The 22999-nt window shown below is 43.7% G+C and carries 22 protein-coding genes; 12 read left to right on the forward strand and 10 right to left on the reverse strand.

Annotated elements, in window-relative coordinates:
- The first annotated feature begins 403 nt into the window (after positions 1-403).
- From leuC to P255_RS01330, 5 genes are all read left to right on the forward strand, one after another.
- Positions 404-1822, forward strand: a complete 1419-nt coding sequence (gene leuC / locus P255_RS01310; RefSeq protein WP_004899262.1) for a 3-isopropylmalate dehydratase large subunit — start codon at positions 404-406, stop codon at positions 1820-1822.
- 11 nt (positions 1823-1833) lie between these two features.
- Entirely contained in the window at positions 1834-2484 is a 651-nt protein-coding gene (gene leuD, locus P255_RS01315; protein ID WP_004899265.1) for a 3-isopropylmalate dehydratase small subunit, read from the forward strand.
- A 102-nt stretch (positions 2485-2586) separates the two neighbouring features.
- The gene (locus P255_RS01320) at positions 2587-3159 is read left to right on the forward strand and encodes a hypothetical protein (protein WP_004899267.1); all 573 of its coding nucleotides are present in this window, start codon (positions 2587-2589) and stop codon (positions 3157-3159) included.
- A 47-nt stretch (positions 3160-3206) separates the two neighbouring features.
- Positions 3207-4286, forward strand: a complete 1080-nt coding sequence (gene leuB, locus P255_RS01325) for a 3-isopropylmalate dehydrogenase (RefSeq protein WP_004899269.1) — start codon at positions 3207-3209, stop codon at positions 4284-4286.
- A 105-nt stretch (positions 4287-4391) separates the two neighbouring features.
- A complete protein-coding gene (locus P255_RS01330; RefSeq protein WP_004899272.1) occupies positions 4392-4769 on the forward strand; it encodes a lysozyme inhibitor LprI family protein in 378 nt (125 codons plus the stop codon).
- A 160-nt stretch (positions 4770-4929) separates the two neighbouring features.
- Here the strand turns inward: P255_RS01330 and infA are convergent, their stop codons facing one another.
- Positions 4930-5151: a translation initiation factor IF-1 gene (gene infA / locus P255_RS01335; RefSeq protein WP_004754324.1), complete on the reverse strand. Its 222-nt coding sequence runs from the start codon at positions 5149-5151 to the stop codon at positions 4930-4932.
- 228 nt (positions 5152-5379) lie between these two features.
- On the opposite strand from infA, the gene P255_RS01340 reads away from it, so the two are divergent.
- Entirely contained in the window at positions 5380-6390 is a 1011-nt protein-coding gene (locus P255_RS01340; RefSeq protein ID WP_004899276.1) for an AraC family transcriptional regulator, read from the forward strand.
- A gap of 6 nt (positions 6391-6396) precedes the next feature.
- Here the strand turns inward: P255_RS01340 and truA are convergent, their stop codons facing one another.
- The 8 genes from truA to P255_RS01380 all read right to left on the reverse strand — a co-directional run bounded on the left by truA (position 6397) and on the right by P255_RS01380 (position 15865).
- A complete protein-coding gene (gene truA, locus P255_RS01345; RefSeq protein WP_171063617.1) occupies positions 6397-7200 on the reverse strand; it encodes a tRNA pseudouridine(38-40) synthase TruA in 804 nt (267 codons plus the stop codon).
- Between the two features lie 7 nt (positions 7201-7207).
- The gene (locus P255_RS01350; protein WP_004899281.1) at positions 7208-8170 is read right to left on the reverse strand and encodes an asparaginase domain-containing protein; all 963 of its coding nucleotides are present in this window, start codon (positions 8168-8170) and stop codon (positions 7208-7210) included.
- Between the two features lie 48 nt (positions 8171-8218).
- A complete protein-coding gene (locus P255_RS01355) occupies positions 8219-9760 on the reverse strand; it encodes a T4P machinery localization factor FimV (protein ID WP_004899282.1) in 1542 nt (513 codons plus the stop codon).
- Between the two features lie 50 nt (positions 9761-9810).
- Entirely contained in the window at positions 9811-11211 is a 1401-nt protein-coding gene (locus P255_RS01360; RefSeq protein ID WP_004899284.1) for a FimV/HubP-related protein, read from the reverse strand.
- Positions 11212-11338: 127 nt separating this feature from the next.
- Entirely contained in the window at positions 11339-12457 is a 1119-nt protein-coding gene (gene asd, locus P255_RS01365; RefSeq protein WP_004899286.1) for an aspartate-semialdehyde dehydrogenase, read from the reverse strand.
- A 620-nt stretch (positions 12458-13077) separates the two neighbouring features.
- Positions 13078-14184, reverse strand: a complete 1107-nt coding sequence (locus P255_RS01370; RefSeq protein ID WP_004899288.1) for a glycosyltransferase family 4 protein — start codon at positions 14182-14184, stop codon at positions 13078-13080.
- 15 nt (positions 14185-14199) lie between these two features.
- Positions 14200-15135 (reverse strand): LpxL/LpxP family Kdo(2)-lipid IV(A) lauroyl/palmitoleoyl acyltransferase, encoded by a 936-nt coding sequence (lpxL, locus tag P255_RS01375; protein WP_004899291.1) that lies wholly within the window; start codon positions 15133-15135, stop codon positions 14200-14202.
- A 100-nt stretch (positions 15136-15235) separates the two neighbouring features.
- A complete protein-coding gene (locus P255_RS01380; protein ID WP_004899293.1) occupies positions 15236-15865 on the reverse strand; it encodes a LysE family translocator in 630 nt (209 codons plus the stop codon).
- A gap of 99 nt (positions 15866-15964) precedes the next feature.
- On the opposite strand from P255_RS01380, the gene P255_RS01385 reads away from it, so the two are divergent.
- The 3 genes from P255_RS01385 to P255_RS01395 all read left to right on the forward strand — a co-directional run bounded on the left by P255_RS01385 (position 15965) and on the right by P255_RS01395 (position 17253).
- On the forward strand, positions 15965-16516 hold the full coding sequence (locus P255_RS01385; protein ID WP_004899296.1) for an O-acetyl-ADP-ribose deacetylase: 552 nt from the start codon (positions 15965-15967) through the stop codon (positions 16514-16516).
- Positions 16517-16531: 15 nt separating this feature from the next.
- On the forward strand, positions 16532-16777 hold the full coding sequence (locus P255_RS01390) for a DUF1272 domain-containing protein (RefSeq protein WP_004899299.1): 246 nt from the start codon (positions 16532-16534) through the stop codon (positions 16775-16777).
- A gap of 86 nt (positions 16778-16863) precedes the next feature.
- The gene (locus tag P255_RS01395) at positions 16864-17253 is read left to right on the forward strand and encodes a cytochrome b562 (protein WP_004899301.1); all 390 of its coding nucleotides are present in this window, start codon (positions 16864-16866) and stop codon (positions 17251-17253) included.
- 99 nt (positions 17254-17352) lie between these two features.
- On the opposite strand, the gene P255_RS01400 is transcribed toward P255_RS01395, so the two are convergent.
- Positions 17353-19263, reverse strand: coding sequence for an ATP-binding cassette domain-containing protein (locus P255_RS01400; RefSeq protein ID WP_004899302.1), 1911 nt, complete (start codon positions 19261-19263; stop codon positions 17353-17355).
- Positions 19264-19298: 35 nt separating this feature from the next.
- Here P255_RS01400 and P255_RS01405 point away from each other — a divergent pair, with 35 nt between their 5' ends.
- The 3 genes from P255_RS01405 (at position 19299) to topA (ending at position 22997) form a co-directional block, all read left to right on the forward strand.
- On the forward strand, positions 19299-19541 hold the full coding sequence (locus tag P255_RS01405; protein WP_004899303.1) for a SlyX family protein: 243 nt from the start codon (positions 19299-19301) through the stop codon (positions 19539-19541).
- A 343-nt stretch (positions 19542-19884) separates the two neighbouring features.
- The gene (locus P255_RS01410) at positions 19885-20325 is read left to right on the forward strand and encodes a hypothetical protein (protein WP_004899306.1); all 441 of its coding nucleotides are present in this window, start codon (positions 19885-19887) and stop codon (positions 20323-20325) included.
- Positions 20326-20354: 29 nt separating this feature from the next.
- The gene (topA, locus tag P255_RS01415) at positions 20355-22997 is read left to right on the forward strand and encodes a type I DNA topoisomerase (protein ID WP_004899308.1); all 2643 of its coding nucleotides are present in this window, start codon (positions 20355-20357) and stop codon (positions 22995-22997) included.
- Positions 22998-22999 lie beyond the last annotated feature (2 nt).

The raw sequence follows: 22999 nt of genomic DNA on the forward strand, positions 1-22999 counted from the left end.
CACGTATATATTTTTACTTATAGTATGCTAAAACAAGGCAAATAGGAAACTTGTTCGATTGTACATCTGACATATTCTGCCTTATTCGTGTTTGGTAGGGGGCATGCTGCTTGATCAGTTGTCTATGCTATGCAGGGCGGTTATAGCCTTACGATAAAGCATTCATGGATGTAGACCTTTCATCATGAAAAGAGAATAAGTGCAGATTTATTTACATTGTATTTGCAGTATGGACATGTTGATTGTTGATAATGTTCAGATTGCAGCTACTGTTATAACAGTAGAGATTAATTCATTCCTAAAAGTTTGTTGATCTATAAAAATGATAAATTAGATTTATGTAAAACAGTGCCTATAATGAAAATAGAAGATTTAATTACCCAGTCCAATGGAGCGCGTCGACATGGCAGGCAAGACATTATATGACAAGTTGTGGGATGATCATTTGGTGAAGCAACGCGATGATGGTTCGAGTTTAATTTACATCGACCGTCATCTCTTGCATGAAGTGACCTCACCACAAGCATTTGAAGGTTTACAACTTGCAGGTCGTCAGCCGTGGCGTTTAAGTGCCAATGTGGCAACGCCTGACCATAACGTACCAACCTCAAAAAAAGAACGTGAACGTGGTGTTGCAGGGATTGAAGACGATACTTCTCGTATTCAGGTACAAACCCTAGATGACAACTGTAAGACATTTAACATTGTCGAGTTTGACATTAATGACATCCGTCAGGGTATTGCGCATGTCGTTGGGCCAGAGCAAGGTTTGACTTTGCCAGGCATGACCGTCGTCTGCGGTGACTCACATACAGCAACTCATGGCGCATTTGGTTGTTTAGCACACGGGATTGGGACATCAGAAGTTGAACATGTATTGGCGACCCAATGCTTGGTTCAAAAGAAAATGAAAAACATGTTGGTGCGTGTCGATGGCCAGTTGGGCAAAGGCGTGACCTCAAAAGATGTCGTGTTAGCGATTATCGGAAAAATCGGCACAGCAGGCGGTACAGGCCATGCGATTGAGTTTGGTGGTCAGGTCTTCCGTGACATGTCGATTGAAGGTCGTATGACTGTATGTAACATGGCGATCGAGGCTGGTGCACGCGTAGGCATGGTCGCTGTTGATGACAAAACGATTGAATATGTGAAAGACCGCCCGTATGCACCTAAAGGTGAAGATTGGGATAAAGCGGTGGCTTACTGGAATACTTTACATTCCGATGATGATGCACAGTTTGATACCGTTATCGTGTTAAAAGGCGAAGAGATTGAGCCACAAGTCTCTTGGGGTACTTCTCCTGAAATGGTGGTTGCTGTATCGCAAGCAGTTCCAACATTAGAACAGGCGAAAGATGATGTACAGCGCAAAGACTGGACACGTGCATATCAATATATGGGTTTAACCGCAGGTCAGGCTTTGGCTGATATCCAGTTGGATCGCGTATTCATTGGTTCATGTACCAACTCACGTATTGAAGACATTCGTGCTGCGGCAGAAGTTATCAAAGGCCGTAAAGTTGCAGCAAGCATTAAGCAAGCCATGATCGTACCGGGTTCTGGTTTGGTGAAACAGCAAGCCGAAGCGGAAGGTTTGGACAAGATTTTTGTTGAAGCAGGCTTTGAATGGCGTGAACCAGGTTGCTCAATGTGTTTGGCAATGAATGCTGACAAATTGCAACCAGGCGAGCACTGTGCTTCGACTTCAAACCGTAACTTTGAAGGTCGTCAGGGCAATGGCGGGCGTACCCACTTGGTTAGCCCAGCGATGGCAGCAGCAGCAGCGATTGCTGGTCATTTCGTTGATGTTCGTACATTCTAAAGGAGTCGCATATGAAAGCGTATACAGTTGAACAAGGTATCGTTGCACCTTTAGACCGTGCCAATGTCGATACCGACTTGATCATTCCAAAACAGTTTTTGAAATCGATTAAACGTACAGGATTTGGTGACAACTTGTTCGATGAGCTTCGTTATTTAGATGAAGGTTATTTGGGACAAGACATCAGCAAACGCCCTAAAAACCCAGACTTTGTATTGAACCAGCCACGTTATCAAGGTGCGAGCATTTTAATTGCGCGTACTAACTTCGGTTGTGGTTCAAGTCGTGAACATGCACCTTGGGCATTGAGCGAATATGGTTTCCGTACCGTGATTGCACCAAGCTTTGCTGACATTTTTTTCAATAACTGCTTTAAAAATGGCATGTTACCCGTCATTTTGCCTGAAGAAACTGTTGATCAACTTTTCAAAGAATGTGCAGCAACAGAAGGTTATCAGTTGACTGTTGATTTGGCAGCACAAGAAGTGCGTACGCCGTCAGGTCAGGCATTTGCTTTTGAAATTGACCCATTCCGCAAGCACTGTTTGTTAAATGGTTTGGATGATATTGGTTTGACTTTACAAGATGCTGACTTGATCCGTGAATATGAAGCGAAAACCAAACAGGCTCGTCCTTGGGTTTTTCAAGATTTACACGGCTAAGTCGTGACATGAAGCATGGCGCGAAGGCTCAACTATTGCTAACATATCGAATTATTTTATGTAATTCAATCTGCTGATCGGCAAAAAGGTTGGGCCATTCAAATGCTAAAAAACATCGGTCGAAGTGCTTTTTGGGGGTTTTGTGCGGTGTTGCTGAGTGCATGTCAACATACGCATCGGGCGGTCGATACGATGGCAATCAAGTTTATTGCCCCTGAGCAACGACCTGCCAATGTCAAATTGTACTGTACAGGAACAGTCAATTGTGAATTTGAACGTTTTGATAGCATTCAAATTGTGGATGACACCACACATTTGGTGAATTACGAAGCCATTAAAAAAGGCTATGTACGTTTAAATACTAAAACGACAGGCTACAACAATGCCTTGTTTTTAACCGTACCTGATCGACAGCATGAAGTGGTCATTCGCTTTTATCCAATTTCAATGGATCGTGCAGAGCGAATCAGTGTAATTCATCATTTTAAACCAAACACAAGCTACACCTTCAAGATGTACCGAAACCGCACCAAACAAGCCGGGAGTTTGCTGAATGTGTCAGCACCCGATCCGTTATGTGTGGTGTTATTACAAGATCAACATCCAATTCGCCGTTTTTGTAAGCCCTACAATGTGCTGACAGGTTTAGGCGAATTTGTTGAACAAAAATTTTAACTGGGCTGTTTAAAAAACTACAGTCGTGGGAATAAATGGAATAGTGTATGTCTAAACATATTTTAATTTTAGCGGGCGATGGGATCGGACCTGAGATTGTCGCAGCAGCAGAAACTGTACTCAAAACAGTCAATACAAAATTCAATTTGGGTTTAACTTGGGAACATGGCTTGCTTGGTGGTGCCGCGATTGATGCACACGGTGAACCGTACCCAGCTGTAACCAGCGCTCAGGCACAAAAAGCCGATGCCATTTTACTTGGCGCAGTTGGCGGGCCAAAATGGGACAGCATTGAACGTTCAATTCGCCCAGAACGTGGCTTGCTGAAAATCCGTAGTGAACTGAACCTATTTGCAAACTTGCGTCCAGCAATTTTGTATCCACAATTGGCAGGTGCTTCAAGCTTGAAACCTGAAATCGTGGCAGGCTTAGATATTTTGATTGTTCGAGAATTGACAGGTGGGATCTATTTTGGTCAACCACGTGGGATTCGTGAACTGGAAAATGGTGAAAAACAAGGTTACAACACTGACGTTTATTCAGAATCTGAAATCAAACGTATCGCAAAAGTTGCTTTTGAATTAGCGAACTTGCGTGGTGGTAAAGTTTGTTCTGTTGATAAAGCCAATGTCCTTGAAGTAACTGAGCTTTGGAAGCAAACGGTGACAGCCCTTAAAGAAGCAGAATACCCAGAAATCCAGCTTTCACACATGTATGTTGATAATGCTGCGATGCAATTGGTACGTGCACCAAAACAGTTTGATGTGATTGTAACAGGCAACCTGTTTGGTGATATCTTGTCTGATGAAGCGGCAATGTTGACAGGTTCTATTGGCATGTTGCCATCTGCATCATTAGATGAAAATGGTAAAGGCATGTACGAACCATGTCATGGTTCAGCACCTGATATCGCAGGCAAAGATTTGGCTAACCCATTAGCAACCATTCTTTCAGTTGCGATGATGTTGCGTTATACCTTCCGTGAAGAAGCGGCAGCAAAAGCAATTGAAGATGCGGTGGGTCAAGTTCTGGATCAAGGCTTGCGTACAGCAGATATTATGTCCGAAGGTATGAATAAAGTCGGTACAAAAGCAATGGGTGAAGCAGTTGTTGCTGTTTTAGCTTAAGCTTATAAATTTAAAAATAAAAAGCGTGATCTTTCGGATTGCGCTTTTTTTGCGATTCAAAAGATAAAAAAATTAGAGTTTATATAACAAAGTGAAGGGAAAATCATGAAAACTAAACTGGCTTTAGGCGTTTTACTCACAGGCTTGTCATGGGCGGCACATGCCGACAATTGTGATCACGTGCGTAATAGTTATGATGCAGTGCATTGTAATAATAAAATGTATGTGAATGCAGATAATGAGTTAAACAAGAATTATCAGGAATTGCAGAGTAAACTCAGTACTCAGCAAAAAAGTATTTTAAAACATTCACAGCTGGTTTGGATCAAAAATCGTGATCAAAGCTGTTCGGGTGAGTCCAATGTCGGAACGGTGATTTATACCGTATGCCAGCTACATAAAACTCAGGAACGTAATTCATGGTTACGAGAGCGTCTACGCGAGTGCAAGACAATTGGCTGTAAAACCTCATCCTTAGACTAGAATCGTTGATTCATCGTCGTAGCTTGGCTTGCAATATAGCGGTGTTTAACAAGTTAAAGGTAGTTTATTCATCGAACTGCTTTCACAATCCAAAATATTGTCTTTAAAAATCCATATAAAAAAAGCCACATTGTTGTGGCTTTTTTGCTTCAGCTAATACTTAACGTGCACGGTAAGTGATGCGACCTTTGGTCAAATCATATGGAGTCATTTCAACTTTAACATGGTCACCCGTTAAAATACGGATGTAATGCTTACGCATTTTGCCTGAAATATGAGCAATCACTTCATGACCGTTCTCTAAACGCACACGGAACATGGTATTAGGAAGCGTTTCGGTGACAACGCCTTCGAACTCAATTAGTTCCTCTTTATTGGCCATAGCCTACCTAAAAGAATAAAATAACAAGGGGCAAATTATAGACAAATTTAAGTAATAAAACAATATAAAGGCAAATAAAGCGTAGCTAAAAGCAACAAAGTTAAAAGTAATAAAAGTGAATCATGCGTCTACACTTTTCCCCTGAAAAATAGGGCAGGCTTGTTGTCAGTTTGGTCAATCCTCAGTACCCTGAATCTGGCGATACAGGAATAAAAATAAGGTGAAAGTGTGGGTCAGCAAACGGATGCTTCAGTGGTATTGCGACTTGGTTATCAGGCATTAAGGCGGGCAGGATTGTCAACAGAGCAAATTCTGACACAGGCTGGTGTTGCCATGAGCCAGTTAGAAACCAATCAGCGTACGCCAGTCAGTGCACAAAATGCATTTTGGCTTGCTGCTGAACAAGTGAGCCAAGACCCTGATATCGGGTTGCATCTGGGTGAGCATTTACCACTCTACCGTGGGCAAGTGATTGAACATCTGTTTATGAGTAGCGAAAATTTTGGTGAAGGGTTACAACGCGCGCTGGCCTATCAACGTTTAATTAGTGATGCTTTTCAAGCACAATTGGTCTGTGAAAATGGACGTTGCTATTTAACCAATGGAACGCAAGCTCGCCCCAATCGGCTGCTGAATCGGCATTTTTCTGAGTGTGCTATGTCTGGGGTTTTACGCTTTTTCAAGTTCTTAACCGAAGGGCAGTTTCAACCGATTTTTATTGATTTTGATTTTCAGGAAGGGGCTGCGCCAGAAGAATATTTTCGGGTCTATGAATGTCCTGTCAGCCTTGGGCAAAAAGAAACCCGACTGTATTTTGATCCTGCGATTTTAAAACATCCGCTATGGCAAGCCGATCCTGATTTGTTACAACTGCATGAACAACTGGCAAATGAGAAATTACAGGAATTGGCGCGCTACGATCTGGTAGATGAAGTGCGCCGTGCCATTGGTGCAACTTTAGAGCAAGGGGAAACCACACTCGAAAGTGTGGCTGCACAGTTACAAATTACACCACGCCGTTTGCGAACCTTGCTGAATGATGCACAAACCAGTTTTCAGCAGATCTTATCAGCTTATCGCTGTCGGCTTGCGAAGAAACTATTGGCAAATACGCATGAAAGCATTGAGAAAATTGTATACCTGACAGGTTTTGCCGAGCCAAGTACATTTTATCGGGCATTTAAGCGCTGGACCAATGAAACCCCGATTGAATACCGCAAACGTAAACAGAGTGACTGAACGCGGTCACTCTGCCCAGTTGAGCCATTGAGGGCCTAACGCAACTTTGGGTAAATCAAATTGCTCTGGATAATACGCCTGAATAAAATACAAACCATCCGCAGGGGCGGTAATGCCCGCAGCTTTGCGGTCTTCTGCAGCGAACATCACATCGATGTGTTCCACAGGGTAGAGCTCTTGCCCAATTTCCAGTAAGCAACCCATAATGTTGCGTACCATATGATGCAAGAAACCATCTGCCTGAATATCCAGAATCAGAAAAGCACCATGCTGTGTCAGGCGACAATGTTTGACATGCCGCACAGGCTGATTGGATTGACAGGCCGCAGCGCGAAAAGTTTCAAAGTTATGTGTTCCTTCAAACTTTTGTGCTGCCTCGATCATTTTGGCAACATTCAGAGATTGGTGAATATGCGTTACTTGCTTGTGTAGTAATGCGGGACGACGAGGGGCGTTATACACCACATAGCGATAACGGCGGGCAATTGCCTTGAATCGTGCATGAAAGTCTGAATCCATGCGTTTAATCCACTGAATCGAGATGTCTTTGGGAAGCTGACTATTTGCCCCCATAATCCAACCACGATCAGCACGATCCGCAGTACTGTCAAAATGCGCCACCATATTGGTCGCATGTACACCTGCATCAGTACGTCCAGCACCGTGTACAATAACAGGGTGATTTGCGATTTTACTTAAGACACGCTCAAGGGTTTCTTGCACACTGGCAACGCCTGCTTGTTGTGTTTGCCAACCCCGATAAGCTGTGCCACAAAATTCAATACCAATCGCATAGCGTTGTGGAGTCATTTCTGTATTATTCATGCCAGTGCTTCAACCAGTCATTTGCCCGTTCATGCTGCAAATAAAGCGCTAGCAATTTGGCATAAAGATCAGCATGACCTAGACAATCAGACACTGCGATCTGCGCTTCTTTGACCCATGCACTGACGGCATAGCGCTGATCAATACCTCCTGCAGTGACTTGTGTAGTCAGTACAGGTAAACAGTTATTTTGTTTGAGTTGTTGAAAGAGTTCAATAATGGCGGAATTGGTTACCAAGTTCCCAGTTCCAAAGCCTTGTAAAATTAAAAAGTCAGGTGCATGTCTAAGGACATGCTGAAGATTATTTTCAAGCTGTTCCAATCCAATCGGCTGCATCATCCAGTTCAGAATATTGAGCTTTTGCGCACGTTGTAGCATCGCATCGGTAACGACTGTGACCTGCTGCTGTTGCATGATTGCTTGTGTTGATGGAATACCCTGGAAAGCATTGAGTTCAGTGGTATGAGCCTTGAGTGCTGTACGACCATGAAACAGTTGTTGATAGAATGCTAGATATACGCCTGTATCAACACTCAAAATATGATCGAGTGCAAACCACAGGTTGTCTCGGGCATCGGTCTGTTCACGAATCGTTGAGCCATCTACCGTGAGTAACGGAAATTGACTGCCTGTAATAATCACATGGCAAGATTTAGCCAGCATACGTGCCAACACTGCACTGGCATAACTTAAAGTATCTGTGCCGTGAATCACGACAAAATGCTGGAAGCCTTGTAGTTGTAATTGTTGAATAAACTGTACCAGTTTGAGCCAGTCTACTGCTGTATAGGCACTACTGTCCTTAATGACAGGAGCAGCAAAGCATTCAATTGCCAAATTTTCTGGCAAATAGCCATGCAGGCAAGGTAAAAAGTCATGTTCTGGCATTGGGCTTAAGGGTTCACCTACACAGCCGAATGTTCCACCCATATAAATTAAAGCAATTTTAGACATGATAAAAAAAGCAGCCGAATTCGACTGCTTATGGTAAAACGAACTGCTTTAAGATGCTATTTGATTTAATAAATATTTGGCGCGATCTAATTCATCAGCATGATATTGCACTTGTGAATCTTCTAATAAAGCCCGCGCCGAGCTAAATGCACCTAAACGAATATACTGTTCTGCAAGTGATAAGTTGAGCTTGGTATCACTGAGTGCAGCCAGCTCTGGGAATTGTTGAACCACATAATCAGCAGGAGCTTTTGTTTCTGGAACAGGTTCTTTTACAGGTGCAACAGTTGATTCTATAGCGTTTGGCAGGCTGTCAAAACTGGTGATAGACAGAGGTTCTGCTGCAACTTCAACTGTAGGAGCAGGCGCTATGACTGTTTCAGGTTCAATTTCTGGTTGAGCATTTGGCTTGTCAAAGCTAAACACCAGTTCCTGTGTTTCTACTACAGGCTGTGGTTCGGCTTGAGCTTCAGTACTGACTGTTTCAAAGTTAAATGCGATATCAGCCTGTTGAATTGGCTCAACTTCTGGCTCTGGCTGTTTTTCTTGGGGAATAGCAGGTTCAGTCAGATCAAATTTAAACTCGAGAGCAGGTGCTTCCTGTGCTTCTTCTTCTACATGTACAGGTTCAATTTGAGTTTTATGGGTTGTTTCATGGTGATGCTGGAAGACTGCATCATGATGTTCTGTTTTGGCAACGCCAGGAATGACATCCTCTTTTTTACCAAAATCAACTTTCTTGGCAAAATGTTCGGGGCCTTTGCTTTCTATTGCACGTGGTTCAACAGATAGGTGAACATGCTTGGCTTCTGCTGGTTCTGGTTCATCAATTTCGGTCTTGCTAAAGCCTTCAAGGTTAAATTCAAGAGGCTTGTGTTCTTCTACTTTTGAAGCGGGTGCTGTTTCCTGAGCAGATGTGGATACACTGTGTAATTCTTCTTCTAATTTCTCAAAAGACAAACCACTATGTGCCGGTTCAGGTTCGCTGTGTGCTTCATCGCTTAAATCATTTTTAAGTAAATCAAAATCAACCGCTTTGACTTGTGGAGCTGCTGGTTTTTCAGGTTCAACTACAGTCGTAACAGGCGCTTCATCTGGAAGCTGAATAGGTGTGTGCTGGATGGTATCGGGCTTTACGGGCTCTTTTTTTTCTGTCAGGCGATTTTCTGCCTCAGCAATAATGTCATATAAATTTAATGCACGAAGATGTGCCATTAATTGATTGATAGAGAACTGATCATTTTGCTCAATATGAATCTGCAACAATAATAAATATAAACTGTGTTGCTCATGGTCTGCATTTAGAGCCTGATTAATGATTGCTTCAGCCGTATTGAAATTTTTCTCACGGATCAGGTTTTCAATTTGACGACGTAAGTCAGGGTCGAGTTCTTTAGGCTTCGCTTCAGCAGAAATTGTGTTCTGAGTGTCAGTGACCTCAGGCGCTGCTGTGCCAGAACGTACTTTCTTTTTCGACTCAAATTTTCTTTTTGATCGACTAGAATCAGTGTCTTGTTGCCCCGAGCCTCGTTTTTTGAGCACAATGGCTACAACGAGTAATAGAACAAATGGAATGATGTATAGCAACATTTTTTTATCCTTGCATTCGCAACAATGTATTCAGGCTAAAACAGTTCTCATTAATGACTTGGCTTGTTGGCTTTTTGTTGCTGTTGCAACTGTTGCTGTAATTGCGCAAGTCGAGCATTTAATAATTGAATTTGATGGTCTTTTTGTTGCAGAGCCAAATCCAATTGAACTACATTTTTTTGTAATGTAACGGTTTTTTTACGAGTTGTCATAACTTTTAATGATAATTCAGGCGCAGTTTTCTGAGCATTGTGACTATTACCTCCCATTTTACTCGAAGATGTATCTGTATTTTCGGTCACGAGTCTCATTTCTGCTTGGTCTAGGCGATATTTCGTCGCATATTTCCCTGCTGAGGTTGGTTTTGTTGTTTTTGCTGTACGGGTAGCAGGGAGAGGAGCACTGCTTAGATTCAGGTTGGTTCCTGCTCTTAAGCGATTGATATTTCCACCAACAAAGGCATGTTCATTCAGCGCTTTAATATGTTTCATCACTTCGCCAATCGGCTGATGAGTTTGCTCGGAAATCCGTGCTGCAATACTCCATAAGGAATCCTGACGCTGTACCACATAGTGATTGTTTTTCGCTGTTTCTTTAGGTGTAGCAACAGGTGCAGGTTTTGCTGGAGCTCGGTGTGCAACAGGTATTGGTTTTTTGGTCTCTACCGATGTTTGAGCTGTTGCTGGTGTAGCTTGTGGCTGGCTGTGCTTTTGCAGTGGCTGAGGCATAGATCCAATTGCGGCAACTGTTGTTACAGGCTTGGCAGGTGCAGCAGGAGTTATTGCTGGTTTGACTGGAGTAGCGGTCGTTGTTGTCGGTTTTGTTGTTATGCTGGGTTGGTTGGTTGGTGTTGCCGTGGTTAGCTTTGGTGGCGCAGCAACACTGATGGCTAACAGATTACTAGGTGTTGGTGGATTGTTTGCTGGAGCAACTGTTGTTGTATAACGTCTGCTCTCAGGTAAGTTAAGTGCAATATCTTTTTCACTGACAATCTGTTTTGGAACTAGAACTTGCTCTTGAGTCGAAGCTTTGATCGGGTTTGCTTTGGCCATGAGTGCTTTAGGGGGATTATTGCCACCCAGATTTTTTTGAATTTGTTGTAAGTGTGCCCCATCGGCATCTTGGACTTTGACAATCAGGTTAATATTTTTATTGTTCATGGGCTGGGATGAAGTGATGACAATCACGCCACTACTTGCTCCCGTACGACGTACAAAGAAATTTAATCCGCTTACATCCTGTTGGCTAGCTCCCATACGGATCAGATCATCAGGGTCAGCTAAGCCTGCTTGAATTGCAGCATTATTGCTGGCATTTGTATAAGGAATTTCGACATATAACAATTGCCCTTGAGTTGATTCAATTTGGGCAGCGTTAAAAGTTAATGCATAGCTACTGTGTGCAGCAAAACATAAAATCAGTGCTGAAGCGAGTTTGTTATATGCAGTCATTTTCATCCACAAAATGGAACTGTTGATTGTTTTAACTATAATGTAGCTGTATGTAAATGAATTGTAAATTTTAAAGATGTTAAAAAGCCGATCTTTTCAGATCGGCTTTTCAATTTAAAATTCAAAATTATGCATTTTTATAGTCAATCAAGATGCGGAGCATGCGGCGTAGTGGTTCTGCAGCACCCCAAAGTAACTGATCGCCCACGGTGAACGCACCAAGATACTCTTTACCCATATTGAGTTTACGTAGACGACCAACAGGAACACTTAATGTGCCAGTAACAGCAACAGGTGTCAGGTCAGTCATAGATGCTTCGCGAGTATTTGGAATGACTTTTGCCCATTGGTTAGATTGGCGAATCATGTCCTCAATTTCATTTAGCGGTGCATCTTTTTTCAATTTTAAAGTCAATGCTTGAGAGTGGCAACGCATTGCACCGATACGCACACAGTGCCCATCGATTGGTACGATTTGCTGATTGCCTAGGATCTTGTTGGTTTCAACCTGACCTTTCCATTCTTCCTTAGACTGACCACTTTCCAGTTGCTTGTCGATGTAAGGAATTAATGAGCCTGCCAAAGGTACGCCAAAGTTTGCAGAAGGGAAGCCTTCGCCACGTTGCAATTCAGCAATTTTAGAGTCGATGTCTAAAATCGCAGATTTAGGATCATCCAACAAATCTTTGGTGTTGTTATACAAATAACCCATACCTGTAATCAGTTCACGCATGTTTTGCGCGCCAGCACCTGATGCTGCCTGATAAGTCATGGAAGTTGCCCATTCCACCAAATTATTTTGGAAGAGACCACCTAAGCCCATCAACATCAATGAAACGGTACAGTTACCGCCCACGAAAGTTTTAGTGCCTTTGACTAGACCTTCTTTAATGACATTCATATTCACTGGATCAAGCACGATGATTGCTTCATCGTCCATACGGAGTGTCGATGCGGCATCGATCCAGTAACCGTTCCAGCCTTCCGCTTTAATTTTCGGGAAAATCTCAGAAGTATAGTCACCACCTTGGCAGGTAATAATGACATCCATTTGCTTCAGACTCTTAATATCTGATGCATCCATAAGTGCTGGGGCAGTCTTACCACCAAAAGCAGGAGCTTCACCACCTGCATTACTGGTAGAAAAATAGAATGGCTCAAAATGTGCAAAGTCATTCTCTTCAACCATACGTTGCATAAGGACAGAACCAACCATCCCACGCCAACCGACCAGACCTACTTTCATGTCATTGTGCCTCGGTATTGTCATAAAAAATAAAAGGGTTTTGAGTGTATCAAAAGTCTCCCCAACTGCAAGCGCTACATAAGTCAAACAGGAAGATTTTTGAGTGAAATAACTTGTTTATGATACATACAAAACTAATAAAGACGGTTTTAGCTACTTATATTATAAAAATTAAAAACATAGCTTAAATTTAACGGGGGTTTTTCAAGGTGTTGTTTTTGCTCGGATGTTGAGTTTTTAAGCAGAAAAAATTGTTGAATAATTAAGCAAACTTCACCTCGATTCTGTGTGGAGTAAGCAATAAAAAAGCAGTCACAATTTTAGATCAAATAAATATCACCTTAATTTGAAAAAGTATAACACTTGCTTGGTTAATGTAAGCATATGCGTACATTCTGTACAGTAGATATCCGCTATGCAGCTTTAGGATTTCATTTTATTCTAGGTTCATCGGCACAAGGAAGAATGGGAATGGAGCATCCCGTATGGAAGACGTGCTGAGTGGATAACATCAATGGCATGATGGCAACATGGATAGACACAATAAAAACAATAATAAGATCTGAAAACACAACCTCAATTAACCCGAACTGGATGTTCTATCTAGTTCGGGTTTTGATTTATTTGCGTTGTAGCAATTGCTGATACAAGGCAAGCGTATTTTGACACATATCCTGCAAACTGAACTGCGTCACAGGGGCAACCGTCACGGGATGTTCAATATGTTGTTGAATGTTGCGCAGTAAACTTACCTGATCATCGACTTCGATCAGTCCTTGAGGATAGACCTGCGACAGAATTTCCGCGACACCACCACGCTTCCAGCCAATGACTGGTGTACCTACCGAAAGTGCCTCAAGTGCTGTGCGTCCAAAGGTTTCTGCCTGATTAGAAAGTGACAGCACCACATCACTGAGTGCCAGCCATTCACGAATATCAGAACGATGCCCCACAAAGGTGATATGTTCGGTTAAACCGTGTTGTTGCACGCTATTTTGCAATTCATCCAAATAGGCTTGCTTCTTGGCATCTGCTCCACCCACCACCAAGGCATGAACCTGTGGATATTGCTGCTTTAACTGGCTCATGAGCTGAATCAGAGTTTCATGTCCTTTCAAACGGGTAATCCGTCCAGGCAGACACAGCAGAAACTTGTTTTCGAGCTGAGGGTAGTCATTATAAACCTGATTCAGCCATTGCGCAGTGGGCTGATAGCCGTGAGGAAAAGCTTTGGGATCAATCCCACGATAAATCCGCACAATATCCTGTGGCGGGCATGTTGGATAATTTTGTCGAATGTACTCAACGACACTGTCCGATACCGCAATCACTTTTTCGGCATGCGTCATAATGGCACTGTAGCGGTTGACCGAATAAAAGCCATGCACCGTACTGACCAGATGCGGGCGGCGTGATGCGGGAATACCCTTCAGGGCAAAATGGGTCAGCCACGCAGGTACACGTGAGCGGACATGGACAATATCAGGCTGATGCTGCTCGATAATTTTTCTGAGTGGGCGAATTTGCCACAGACTCGACAAGGCTTTTTTATAAATCGGCAGTTGAATATGAGTTGAACCTTCAGCTTCAAGTTCAGGCACCAATCGCCCGCCATTGGACACCACCAAAGAAGTGTGTCCTTGCTGTACCAAAGCACGTGCAATTTCTAATGTCCCGCGTTCTACACCACCACTGTTTAATTCTGGAAGAAGCTGCATCACTTTCATGCTGAATTCCTGATTTTAATAAATTTTGTCGTAGCCTTCAGGGCGGGTTTTAAAACGGCGATGAAACCACATATATTGTGTTGGTGCGATACGGAGCTGATTTTCAATAATTTTATTGACACGGGTTGCATCATCGACTTCATCGTCAGAAGGTAGGTTGTCAACAGGTGGCTCAATCAAAATATGATAACGAGGATCGGTTTCATCACCATAACGATAAAAATACAGCGGAATTGCCGCAGCTTTGGAAATTTTTAACAAACGGCGGTGCGCTGTAACTGTTGCCGCAGGTGTACCAAAGAAAGGTGCCATGACGCCTTGTTTCAGACCAAAATCCTGATCGGGGCTATACCAGATGGCACGTCCATTTTTCAGATGACGAATCAGACCGCGCATGTCATCATGGTCAATTTGATTTTTATAAATCGTGGCGCGACAGCGGTAAATCAGCATGTCCAGTAGCGGGTTGTTTTGCGGACGATAGACCACATCCGGTTCAAAGTACTGCGCACAGATGTATCCGCCTGCATCGAGCAGGGTGCTATGAGTTCCGAGTAGCAGCACTCCCTGACCCTGTTGCTGGGCATGGGTAATATGTTCCAGACCTTCAATGGTCACGCGATCTTTAAACCACTGTGGCTTATACCACGCATTTAAGGTTTCAAACGTTCCAAGCATCATGTCCACAAAAACTTGTTTGGCATGTTGCTCAACTTCAGCCTGTGACCATTCAGGAAAACACACTTCCAGATTGCGAATGGTGGTTTTGCGGCGAGATTTGAGGTGTTTCCATGCCAGATTGGCAAGAGCATGTGCCAGACGACGCTGAACTGCCCACGGTAAAATCGCAAGAAGCATAAGAAATACAATAGCGATCCACACCCCCCAGTATTTGGGCAGTAGAAAAGACCATTGAAATTGACCAGGAATGTAATCTTGCTGTTTACTCATATGGCGATAAAAACTGAATAAAAAACTGGGTGCAGTGTAGCATGAACTGATTTTCGAAATTCAACAGTTATCGCAATGGATATAAATACATGCTGGCTGGTTAACGGCGTTGTTCCAATAAAATGCGTACGGCAAGTGCTGAAAGTACGGTGCCCATTAGCCATTTTTGTAACTGCGCCCAAGATGCGTACTGCTGTAAAAAACGGGCAATATGCGCTGCTGAAAGCACAATCAGGGCATTTACTGACAGGCTAATCACAATTTGAATCAAACCCAGCCCAACTGATTGTGTCAAAATATGCCCTTGCTCAGGATGTAAAAACTGAGGCAATAACGATAGATACACCATCGCAATTTTAGGATTCAGTAAATTAGTCAGAAAGCCCACCAGAAATAATTTGCTTGGTGAATCATCATTTAATGATTTGACTGCAAAAATGCTGGTTTTAGAGCGAAAGGCATGGTAAGCCAGATACAGCAGATAAGCTGCACCTGCAATCCGAATGGCATCGTAGGCATATGGGATGGCAACCACAAATGAGGTAATGCCAAACGATGCACAGAGCATATAAAACACGAAACCCAACGCCACACCTGTCAGTGAAATCAGTCCTGCCAGCCGACCTTGTGAAATGGAACGTGAAATCAGGTAAATCATGTTCGGGCCTGGAGTCAGTACCATCAGCAAGGACACCAGAGCAAAGGCAAAAAATTGGCTAAAACTGAGCATAGCGGGAATGATTCATCTATAGTGACTGCTGTCATTATAGCGAGTGCAGTGCAAGATTTGAGCTAAAATCGAATCAATGCGCATCAAGCGGAGGGCATAATGAAAACAATCCGAATTATACACGGTGATATTACCGAGCTGAAGGTCGATGCAATTGTGAATGCCGCCAATACTTCACTGCTGGGTGGTGGTGGAGTCGATGGTGCTATTCATCACAAAGGCGGCGCTGAAATTTTAAAGGAATGTCAGCAGATTCGTGCTCGGCAGGGTGGCTGTGCCGTTGGTGAAGCAGTGATTACCCATGCAGGATTGTTGCCTGCACAGTATGTGATTCATACAGTTGGGCCGATCTGGCGCAATGGCATGTATGATGAAGATCAGCTTCTTGCTAATGCCTATCGTCATAGTCTGGAGTTGGCCGAGTCCAAACAGCTACATAGTGTGGCTTTCCCCAATATTTCCACAGGTGTGTATGGCTTTCCCAAAGCGCGTGCGGTCAATATTGCCTTAGCCACGGTGATTGATTTTTTAAAAACGTCAACACAGGTCGAAGAAGTGATTTTTGTGTGTTTTGATCAGGAAAATTACCAGCTTTATCAGCAGGAAAGTTTAAATCATGCCAAGCAGCAGAGCGATTTACGCTTACTTTAAACTGAAGGAAAAATAATGATGTTGGAGCTGCGCCCGAACTGTGAATGTTGTAATGTCGATTTAGCCGTGAATTCTAAGGAAGTGTTGATTTGTTCTTTTGAATGTACTTTTTGTTTGCTATGTAGTGAACAGATTTTGAATTTTATCTGCCCAAACTGTGGCGGTGAACTGGTACGACGTCCGATTCGCCCAGAAAATAAACTGCAAAAATATCCTGCATCGACTCAGCGGGTTTTTAATCCGAATTTAAAAAACAGATAAGCTTATTCTGTAAAAATCAGCATAGCGACCGTAGCATCATGAGATCTGCGGATTGAAGACCTCAGTAACAAGTAAGGAGATATTGTGTGAAAAGAATAGGGCAGATGATCGGTGCTATCACCTTGAGCCTCGCGGTGCAGTCAGTTTTTGCTGCCGATTTGGGGCAGGATATGGAAACTTTGGAAAATAATTACGAGTTATTTCAAGAGACGCAAAATACCCAGCAAGCGCTGAGCGCATTAATCGCCATGCAGAAGGCGGTATTGGATGCCAAGCAGTCTATTCCGATGAAATTGATTGGTCAGCCTGATTCCAGCCCTGAGGTTCTAGGATATCGTAAAGCACTCGATAGTTTGAATACGGAACTCACGCAAACTTTGGCTTTGGTTAAAGCTGGAAATTTGCAACAGGCACATGAGCAGGCAATTCCTGCGATTGATAGTATGAGAAAAACCAATCATCAGAAATTTCGCTAGTTGTCCAGTTGCAAGCAATAGCTGAATTTGATCTTATTTCGAATTAAAAAATTAACCACGCCGTAGCGTGGTTAATTTTTATTCATAAGGCTTGAGGTGTTAATTTCCTTTCGCCATATTTTCCAGCTCATCCCAACGCTCTAATTTTTCCAGCAGAAGTTCATCAATTTCTGCGAGGCGTTGACTGGCTTGAGTTGCAGCATCAGCATCTTTTAAGAACCATGAGCCATCGGCAAGTTTCGCAGAGAGTTCAGATTGTTCTGTTTCCAGACTTTCAATCTCGGCAGGCAATTGCTCAAGTTCGCGCTGATCTTTGTAGCTGAGTTTGATTCTTTTAGGTGCAGCTTGGGCCGCCAGTTTCTCAGCTTCGGCCTTGGCTTGCGCTTTTTTCACATCGGCTTTCTGATCAACCACTTTCTCGTCAGGACGTTGTAACAGATAATCCTGATAGCCACCGATATATTCTGCAATACCGCCTTTACCATCAAAGACCCAAGTTGACGTTACCACGTTGTCCATAAAGGCACGGTCATGACTGATCAACAGCAATGTGCCTTTGTACTCCGCCAGCATATCTTCAAGCAGCTCTAGCGTCACCATATCGAGGTCATTGGTCGGTTCGTCCATGACAATCAGGTTGGATGGCTTGAGCAATAGTTTTGCTAGCAAGACGCGGTTACGTTCACCACCCGACAAGGCTTTAACAGGGGTGCGGGCACGCTCAGGCGAGAACAGGAAATCTTGCAAATAACTGTAGATATGACGGCGCTGACCATTTACATCGACAAAGTCAGAACCTTCAGAAACGTTGGCAGCCACGGATTTTTCAAGCTCAAGCTGATTTCGCAACTGGTCAAAGTACGCGACTTCAAGCTGTGTGCCTGTTTTTACCGTTCCTGTATGTTCAACATCACCCAAAATGGCTTTGATAAGCGTGGTTTTACCGACACCGTTATCACCAACAAGACCGATACGGTCACCACGCATCACCAGCGCAGAGAAGTCATTAATCAGTGGTTGATCACCATATTGCACACTTAAATGCTCAATATCAAAGACCAGTTTGCCTGAGCGCTGTGCTTCCTGAACGCCCATGTTAACTTTGCCTTGCTGGAAGCGACGTGCTTTGGATTCTTCACGTAAGGCTTTTAATGCGCGCACACGACCTTCATTACGGGTACGACGCGCTTTAATGCCTTGGCGAATCCACGCTTCTTCTTCAGCCAGTTTTTTGTCAAACAAAGCATTTTGCTTTTCTTCAGCTTCAAGCTGTTGGGCTTTCAGTTCCAGGTAACGCGAATAGTTGCCTTCAAAACTACGCAATGTGCCGCGATCAAGCTCGACAATTCGTGTGGCTAAGCTGTCTACAAATGCACGGTCATGCGAAATAAATAACAGCGTTAAGTTATTTTGATCGAGTAAGAATTTTTCTAACCATTCGATACTTTCAACATCCAAATGGTTGGTCGGTTCGTCGAGTAACAGCACATCAGGTTGAGTTAAAAGTGCGCGAGCCAATAGTACGCGACGTTTACGACCACCCGATAAATCCGCCAAGTCGGCATTCGGGTCTAAGCCCATTTTGCCCAAAATGGTATTGACCTTGTTTTCAAGTGACCAGCCATCAAGCTGATCAAGTTTGTGCTGTAAGTCGCCCATGCGTTCGCAGGCAGCCATATCGCCGAGCACGCAGGCATCGCTTGCGGCATGATATTGTTTTAAAACTTCAGCTGCTTCACCTGCGCCATCGGCGACGATGTCGGCAACTTTACCCGAATCCATTGGTACATCTTGGGCAAGCATGGAAATGGTTAAGCCATTTTGCACTAAAACTTCACCATGATCGGGCAATAAGCTTCCCTCAATCAGTTTAAGTAAAGTAGACTTACCCTCGCCGTTGCGCCCAATCAAACACACTCGTTCGCCACGTTCCAAATTAAAGTTCGCGCCGTCGAGAAGGGCAGGTCCACCAAATGCAAGTTGGACATCCCTTAAAGTAATATAGGCCATAGAGTTTCCTAAAATCTCAAATTGAGGAGTGTTAAATGACTAAACCACCATACGATGATCAAGCGTCATTTTCCGCACCCATTGAAGATTTGCAAGTCCGAATTGCATTTTTAGATGATTTAGTTGAACAATTGAATGAACAATTGGCTCGACAAAGCTTGGAAATTGCGGATTTGCAAAAACAAATGCAGTTTTTGTATCAGCGTGTCGAAGCCGCAGATTTATCGGAAGGGATTGCACCGTTTGACCCTTTAACCAATAAGCCGCCACATTACTAAAGCTGAGTGGTGTCATTGAAACAGCATGAACTGAAAGAAACGCATTTAATTTTGATGGGCAGAATGTTCATCAGATTGAAAATCTGAGCGCAAAAAAGCGATGAATGCGATTGAGAAGCGCATGAATTGTGCCTTGAAAGCCTGGTTTTATTGAATACACATACATCTCCACAGCAATAAAAATGCTGTAGCCTGATTAAAGATAACCTGGTTTTAATCCGTAAAAATTGCAAATATGGCTGCAAACATATGCAAGCTGACTCGCACTTGATCAGGAAAACTTGCCTTTTCTATTCAGCTTATGTAACTCTAATACAAGATGAATAAATGAAGAACGTCAGGTATGGGTCTTTGGATTACCATTATTATTGTGCTGTTTGTATTGGGTTCGGTCTTGGGGTTAAGAGTCAACCCACGTGAAAAAGCCCTTGGCATGATGCGCGATAAAGCGCGCAAGATGGGATTGCATCCACGCTTAATTGCAGCACCAGAATGGACAAAAATACCCAAAGCCACTGAAAACCGCGCCAGTATGGTGGCGTATTACAGTGTGCTGCTGCCTGAAGCAAAATTGCCCTTAATGCGTGCCCGAATTCAGGACGGCAAGTTTGAACTGGTCTATGGTGATAACAAATTTAAAGATTATCCCATTGCATTAAAGGGGATTTATGCTATTGATATGCAGGCGAACTGTATTGGTGCATATTGGGATGAACATGCAGACTTACATGCAACCCAACTGGAAGCAATGAAAGCCTACCTTACAGCTTTGGCTGAACTTTAAAATTTTAGAAATAGGAAACGAATACCATTATGGCGAATGCTCCTCGGTCTAGCGCTAAAACGACTACAGAACAATCCGCGAGTGCGACCAATAAGCGTGCACTGGTGATTGTGGAGTCGCCAGCCAAAGCGAAAACCATTAACAAGTATTTGGGGAATGAATATATCGTCAAGTCTTCGGTAGGGCATGTCCGTGACCTACCGACAGGCGGTTCAGCCAAAACAGGTGAGAAAAAAACCACAACCCGCACCAAGCTGACCGATGCAGAAAAACAGCAAAAAGCTCAGCAATCCCTGATTAACCGTATGGGTGTTGACCCTGAACACGGTTGGTCTGCGCATTATGAAGTCTTGCCAGGCAAAGAACATGTGGTTGCTGAACTGAAAAAACTGGCTTCACAAGTGGATGAAATCTATCTCGCAACGGACTTGGACCGTGAAGGGGAAGCGATTGCATGGCATTTGCGAGAAGTGATTGGTGGTGATGATTCGCGCTATCGCCGTGTGGTGTTTAACGAAATTACCAAAAATGCCATTCAAGAAGCGTTTAAGCACCCAACCCGCCTAGATATTGATCGCGTCAATGCACAGCAAGCCCGCCGTTTTCTTGATCGCGTAGTCGGCTTTATGATTTCACCACTGCTGTGGGAAAAAATTGCCCGAGGGTTATCGGCAGGACGCGTCCAGTCGGTGGCTGTGAAGCTTGTCGTAGAGCGTGAGCGGGAAATTCGGGCATTTATTCCTGAAGAATACTGGGAGGTCTTTGCAGATACCCAGTCGAAAAAAGATGATATTCGTTTAGAAGCAGTCAAACAGGCTGGAAAAACTCTCAAATTAAAAAATAAAGCCGATACTGATCAGCTACTTGCAACTTTGCAAGGCGCACAGTACCAAGTGGCACAACGCGAAGATAAACCGACCAAGGTCAATCCAAGTGCACCGTATATTACCTCGACCTTGCAACAGGCGGCCAGTACACGTTTAGGTTTTTCTGTAAAGAAAACCATGATGCTGGCGCAGCGTTTGTATGAGGCAGGTTTTATTACCTATATGCGTACTGACTCGACATTCTTGAGTAATGACGCGGTCAATATGGTACGTGAACATATTGCTAGTCAGTATGGCGCTAAATATTTGCCTGCACAGCCAAACCGTTATGGCAATAAAGCGGGTGCACAAGAAGCGCATGAAGCCATTCGACCATCCAATGTGGCTTTGGCAGGTGATCAACTGGTTGGTGTCGAACGTGATGCACAGCGTTTATATGACTTGATCTGGCGCCAGTTTGTCGCATGTCAGATGACGCCAGCCGAATATCTGTCTTCGACATTGCTGGTTCAGGCAGCCGATATTGAACTCAAAGCTAAAGGTCGAACTTTGGTATTTGATGGCTTTACCAAAGTTCGTGGTGCCAATAAATCTGATGATGACGTCTTGTTGCCTGCGGTTAAAGTGGGTGATGTACTACAATTGATCAAACTTGACCCGAGTCAGCATTTTACTAAACCACCTGCACGTTTTACCGAAGCTTCTTTGGTGAAAGAACTGGAAAAACGCGGTATTGGTCGACCTTCGACGTATGCTGCGATTATTTCCACCATTCAGGAACGTGGTTACGTCAAACTGGAAAATCGTCGTTTATTTGCGGAAAAAATGGGTGAAATTGTCACCGACCGTTTGGATGAAAGCTTTAATAATCTGATGAACTATGCCTTTACGGCAGATTTGGAAGGTCAGCTTGACAAAGTTGCCATTGGCGAACGTGGCTGGAAAGAGTTGCTCGATACATTCTATGGCGACTTTAAAAAACGTTTGAATGTGGCACAGGGCGAACAGGGCATGCGCCGTAATCAGCCTGTGGAAGTTGCAGATGTGCATTGTCCTGAATGCAGTCGCCCAATGCAGATTCGGACAGGAACAACTGGTGTGTTCTTGGGCTGCTCAGGCTATAACTTGCCACCGAAAGAGCGCTGTAAAGGCACACTGAATTTAACGCCTGTTGAATCTTTGGCGATCTTGTCTGATGATGATGGTGCAGAAACGGCTGACCTGATGTCAAAACGCCGTTGTCCAAAATGTGGCACAGCGATGGACAGCTATGTGATTGATGGTGGGCGCAAGTTGCATGTCTGTGGTAATAATCCAGACTGTGGTGGTTATGAACTCGAAGAAGGTGAGTTCAAAATCAAGGGCTATGATGGGCCGACCATTCCATGTGATAAATGTGATGGCGAAATGCAGTTAAAGACAGGACGTTTTGGCCCTTACTTTGCCTGCACCAGTTGTGACAATACTCGTAAGGTCTTGAAAAATGGTCAACCTGCGCCACCTCGTGTTGATCCGATCAAGATGGAACATTTACGTTCAGCCAAACATGATGACTTCTTTGTCTTGCGTGACGGCGCAGCAGGTCTTTTCCTCGCAGCCAGCAAGTTTCCAAAAGTCCGTGAAACCCGTGCGCCGAAAGTTGCCGAGTTGCGTACCGTTGCTGAACAGCTTGATCCAAAATATCAGTATTTGTTAAAAGCTCCAGATACAGACCCTGAAGGCAATACCACGATTGTGAAATTCAGCCGTAAAAATCAGGCGCAGTATATTGGTTCGGAAACGCCAGAAGGCAAGCCAACCAAATGGAGTCTTGTTTATCAGAACAGTCAGTGGGTTGAAGGCTAAGT

This window comes from Acinetobacter brisouii CIP 110357 (assembly GCF_000488275.1).
Classification (GTDB): domain Bacteria; phylum Pseudomonadota; class Gammaproteobacteria; order Pseudomonadales; family Moraxellaceae; genus Acinetobacter; species Acinetobacter brisouii.

Coding starts and splice junctions, on each gene's coding strand:
- P255_RS01390 (WP_004899299.1), top strand. CDS start 16,532: ATGATGTTGGAGCTGCGCCCGAACTGTGAATGTTGTAATGTCGATTTA.
- topA (WP_004899308.1), top strand. CDS start 20,355: ATGGCGAATGCTCCTCGGTCTAGCGCTAAAACGACTACAGAACAATCC.
- leuB (WP_004899269.1), top strand. CDS start 3,207: ATGTCTAAACATATTTTAATTTTAGCGGGCGATGGGATCGGACCTGAG.
- P255_RS01400 (WP_004899302.1), bottom strand. CDS start 19,263: ATGGCCTATATTACTTTAAGGGATGTCCAACTTGCATTTGGTGGACCT.
- leuC (WP_004899262.1), top strand. CDS start 404: ATGGCAGGCAAGACATTATATGACAAGTTGTGGGATGATCATTTGGTG.
- P255_RS01385 (WP_004899296.1), top strand. CDS start 15,965: ATGAAAACAATCCGAATTATACACGGTGATATTACCGAGCTGAAGGTC.
- P255_RS01410 (WP_004899306.1), top strand. CDS start 19,885: ATGGGTCTTTGGATTACCATTATTATTGTGCTGTTTGTATTGGGTTCG.
- lpxL (WP_004899291.1), bottom strand. CDS start 15,135: ATGAGTAAACAGCAAGATTACATTCCTGGTCAATTTCAATGGTCTTTT.
- infA (WP_004754324.1), bottom strand. CDS start 5,151: ATGGCCAATAAAGAGGAACTAATTGAGTTCGAAGGCGTTGTCACCGAA.
- P255_RS01320 (WP_004899267.1), top strand. CDS start 2,587: ATGCTAAAAAACATCGGTCGAAGTGCTTTTTGGGGGTTTTGTGCGGTG.
- P255_RS01405 (WP_004899303.1), top strand. CDS start 19,299: ATGACTAAACCACCATACGATGATCAAGCGTCATTTTCCGCACCCATT.
- P255_RS01370 (WP_004899288.1), bottom strand. CDS start 14,184: ATGAAAGTGATGCAGCTTCTTCCAGAATTAAACAGTGGTGGTGTAGAA.
- P255_RS01380 (WP_004899293.1), bottom strand. CDS start 15,865: ATGCTCAGTTTTAGCCAATTTTTTGCCTTTGCTCTGGTGTCCTTGCTG.
- asd (WP_004899286.1), bottom strand. CDS start 12,457: ATGAAAGTAGGTCTGGTCGGTTGGCGTGGGATGGTTGGTTCTGTCCTT.
- leuD (WP_004899265.1), top strand. CDS start 1,834: ATGAAAGCGTATACAGTTGAACAAGGTATCGTTGCACCTTTAGACCGT.
- P255_RS01360 (WP_004899284.1), bottom strand. CDS start 11,211: ATGACTGCATATAACAAACTCGCTTCAGCACTGATTTTATGTTTTGCT.
- P255_RS01330 (WP_004899272.1), top strand. CDS start 4,392: ATGAAAACTAAACTGGCTTTAGGCGTTTTACTCACAGGCTTGTCATGG.
- P255_RS01350 (WP_004899281.1), bottom strand. CDS start 8,170: ATGTCTAAAATTGCTTTAATTTATATGGGTGGAACATTCGGCTGTGTA.
- truA (WP_171063617.1), bottom strand. CDS start 7,200: ATGACTCCACAACGCTATGCGATTGGTATTGAATTTTGTGGCACAGCT.
- P255_RS01355 (WP_004899282.1), bottom strand. CDS start 9,760: ATGTTGCTATACATCATTCCATTTGTTCTATTACTCGTTGTAGCCATT.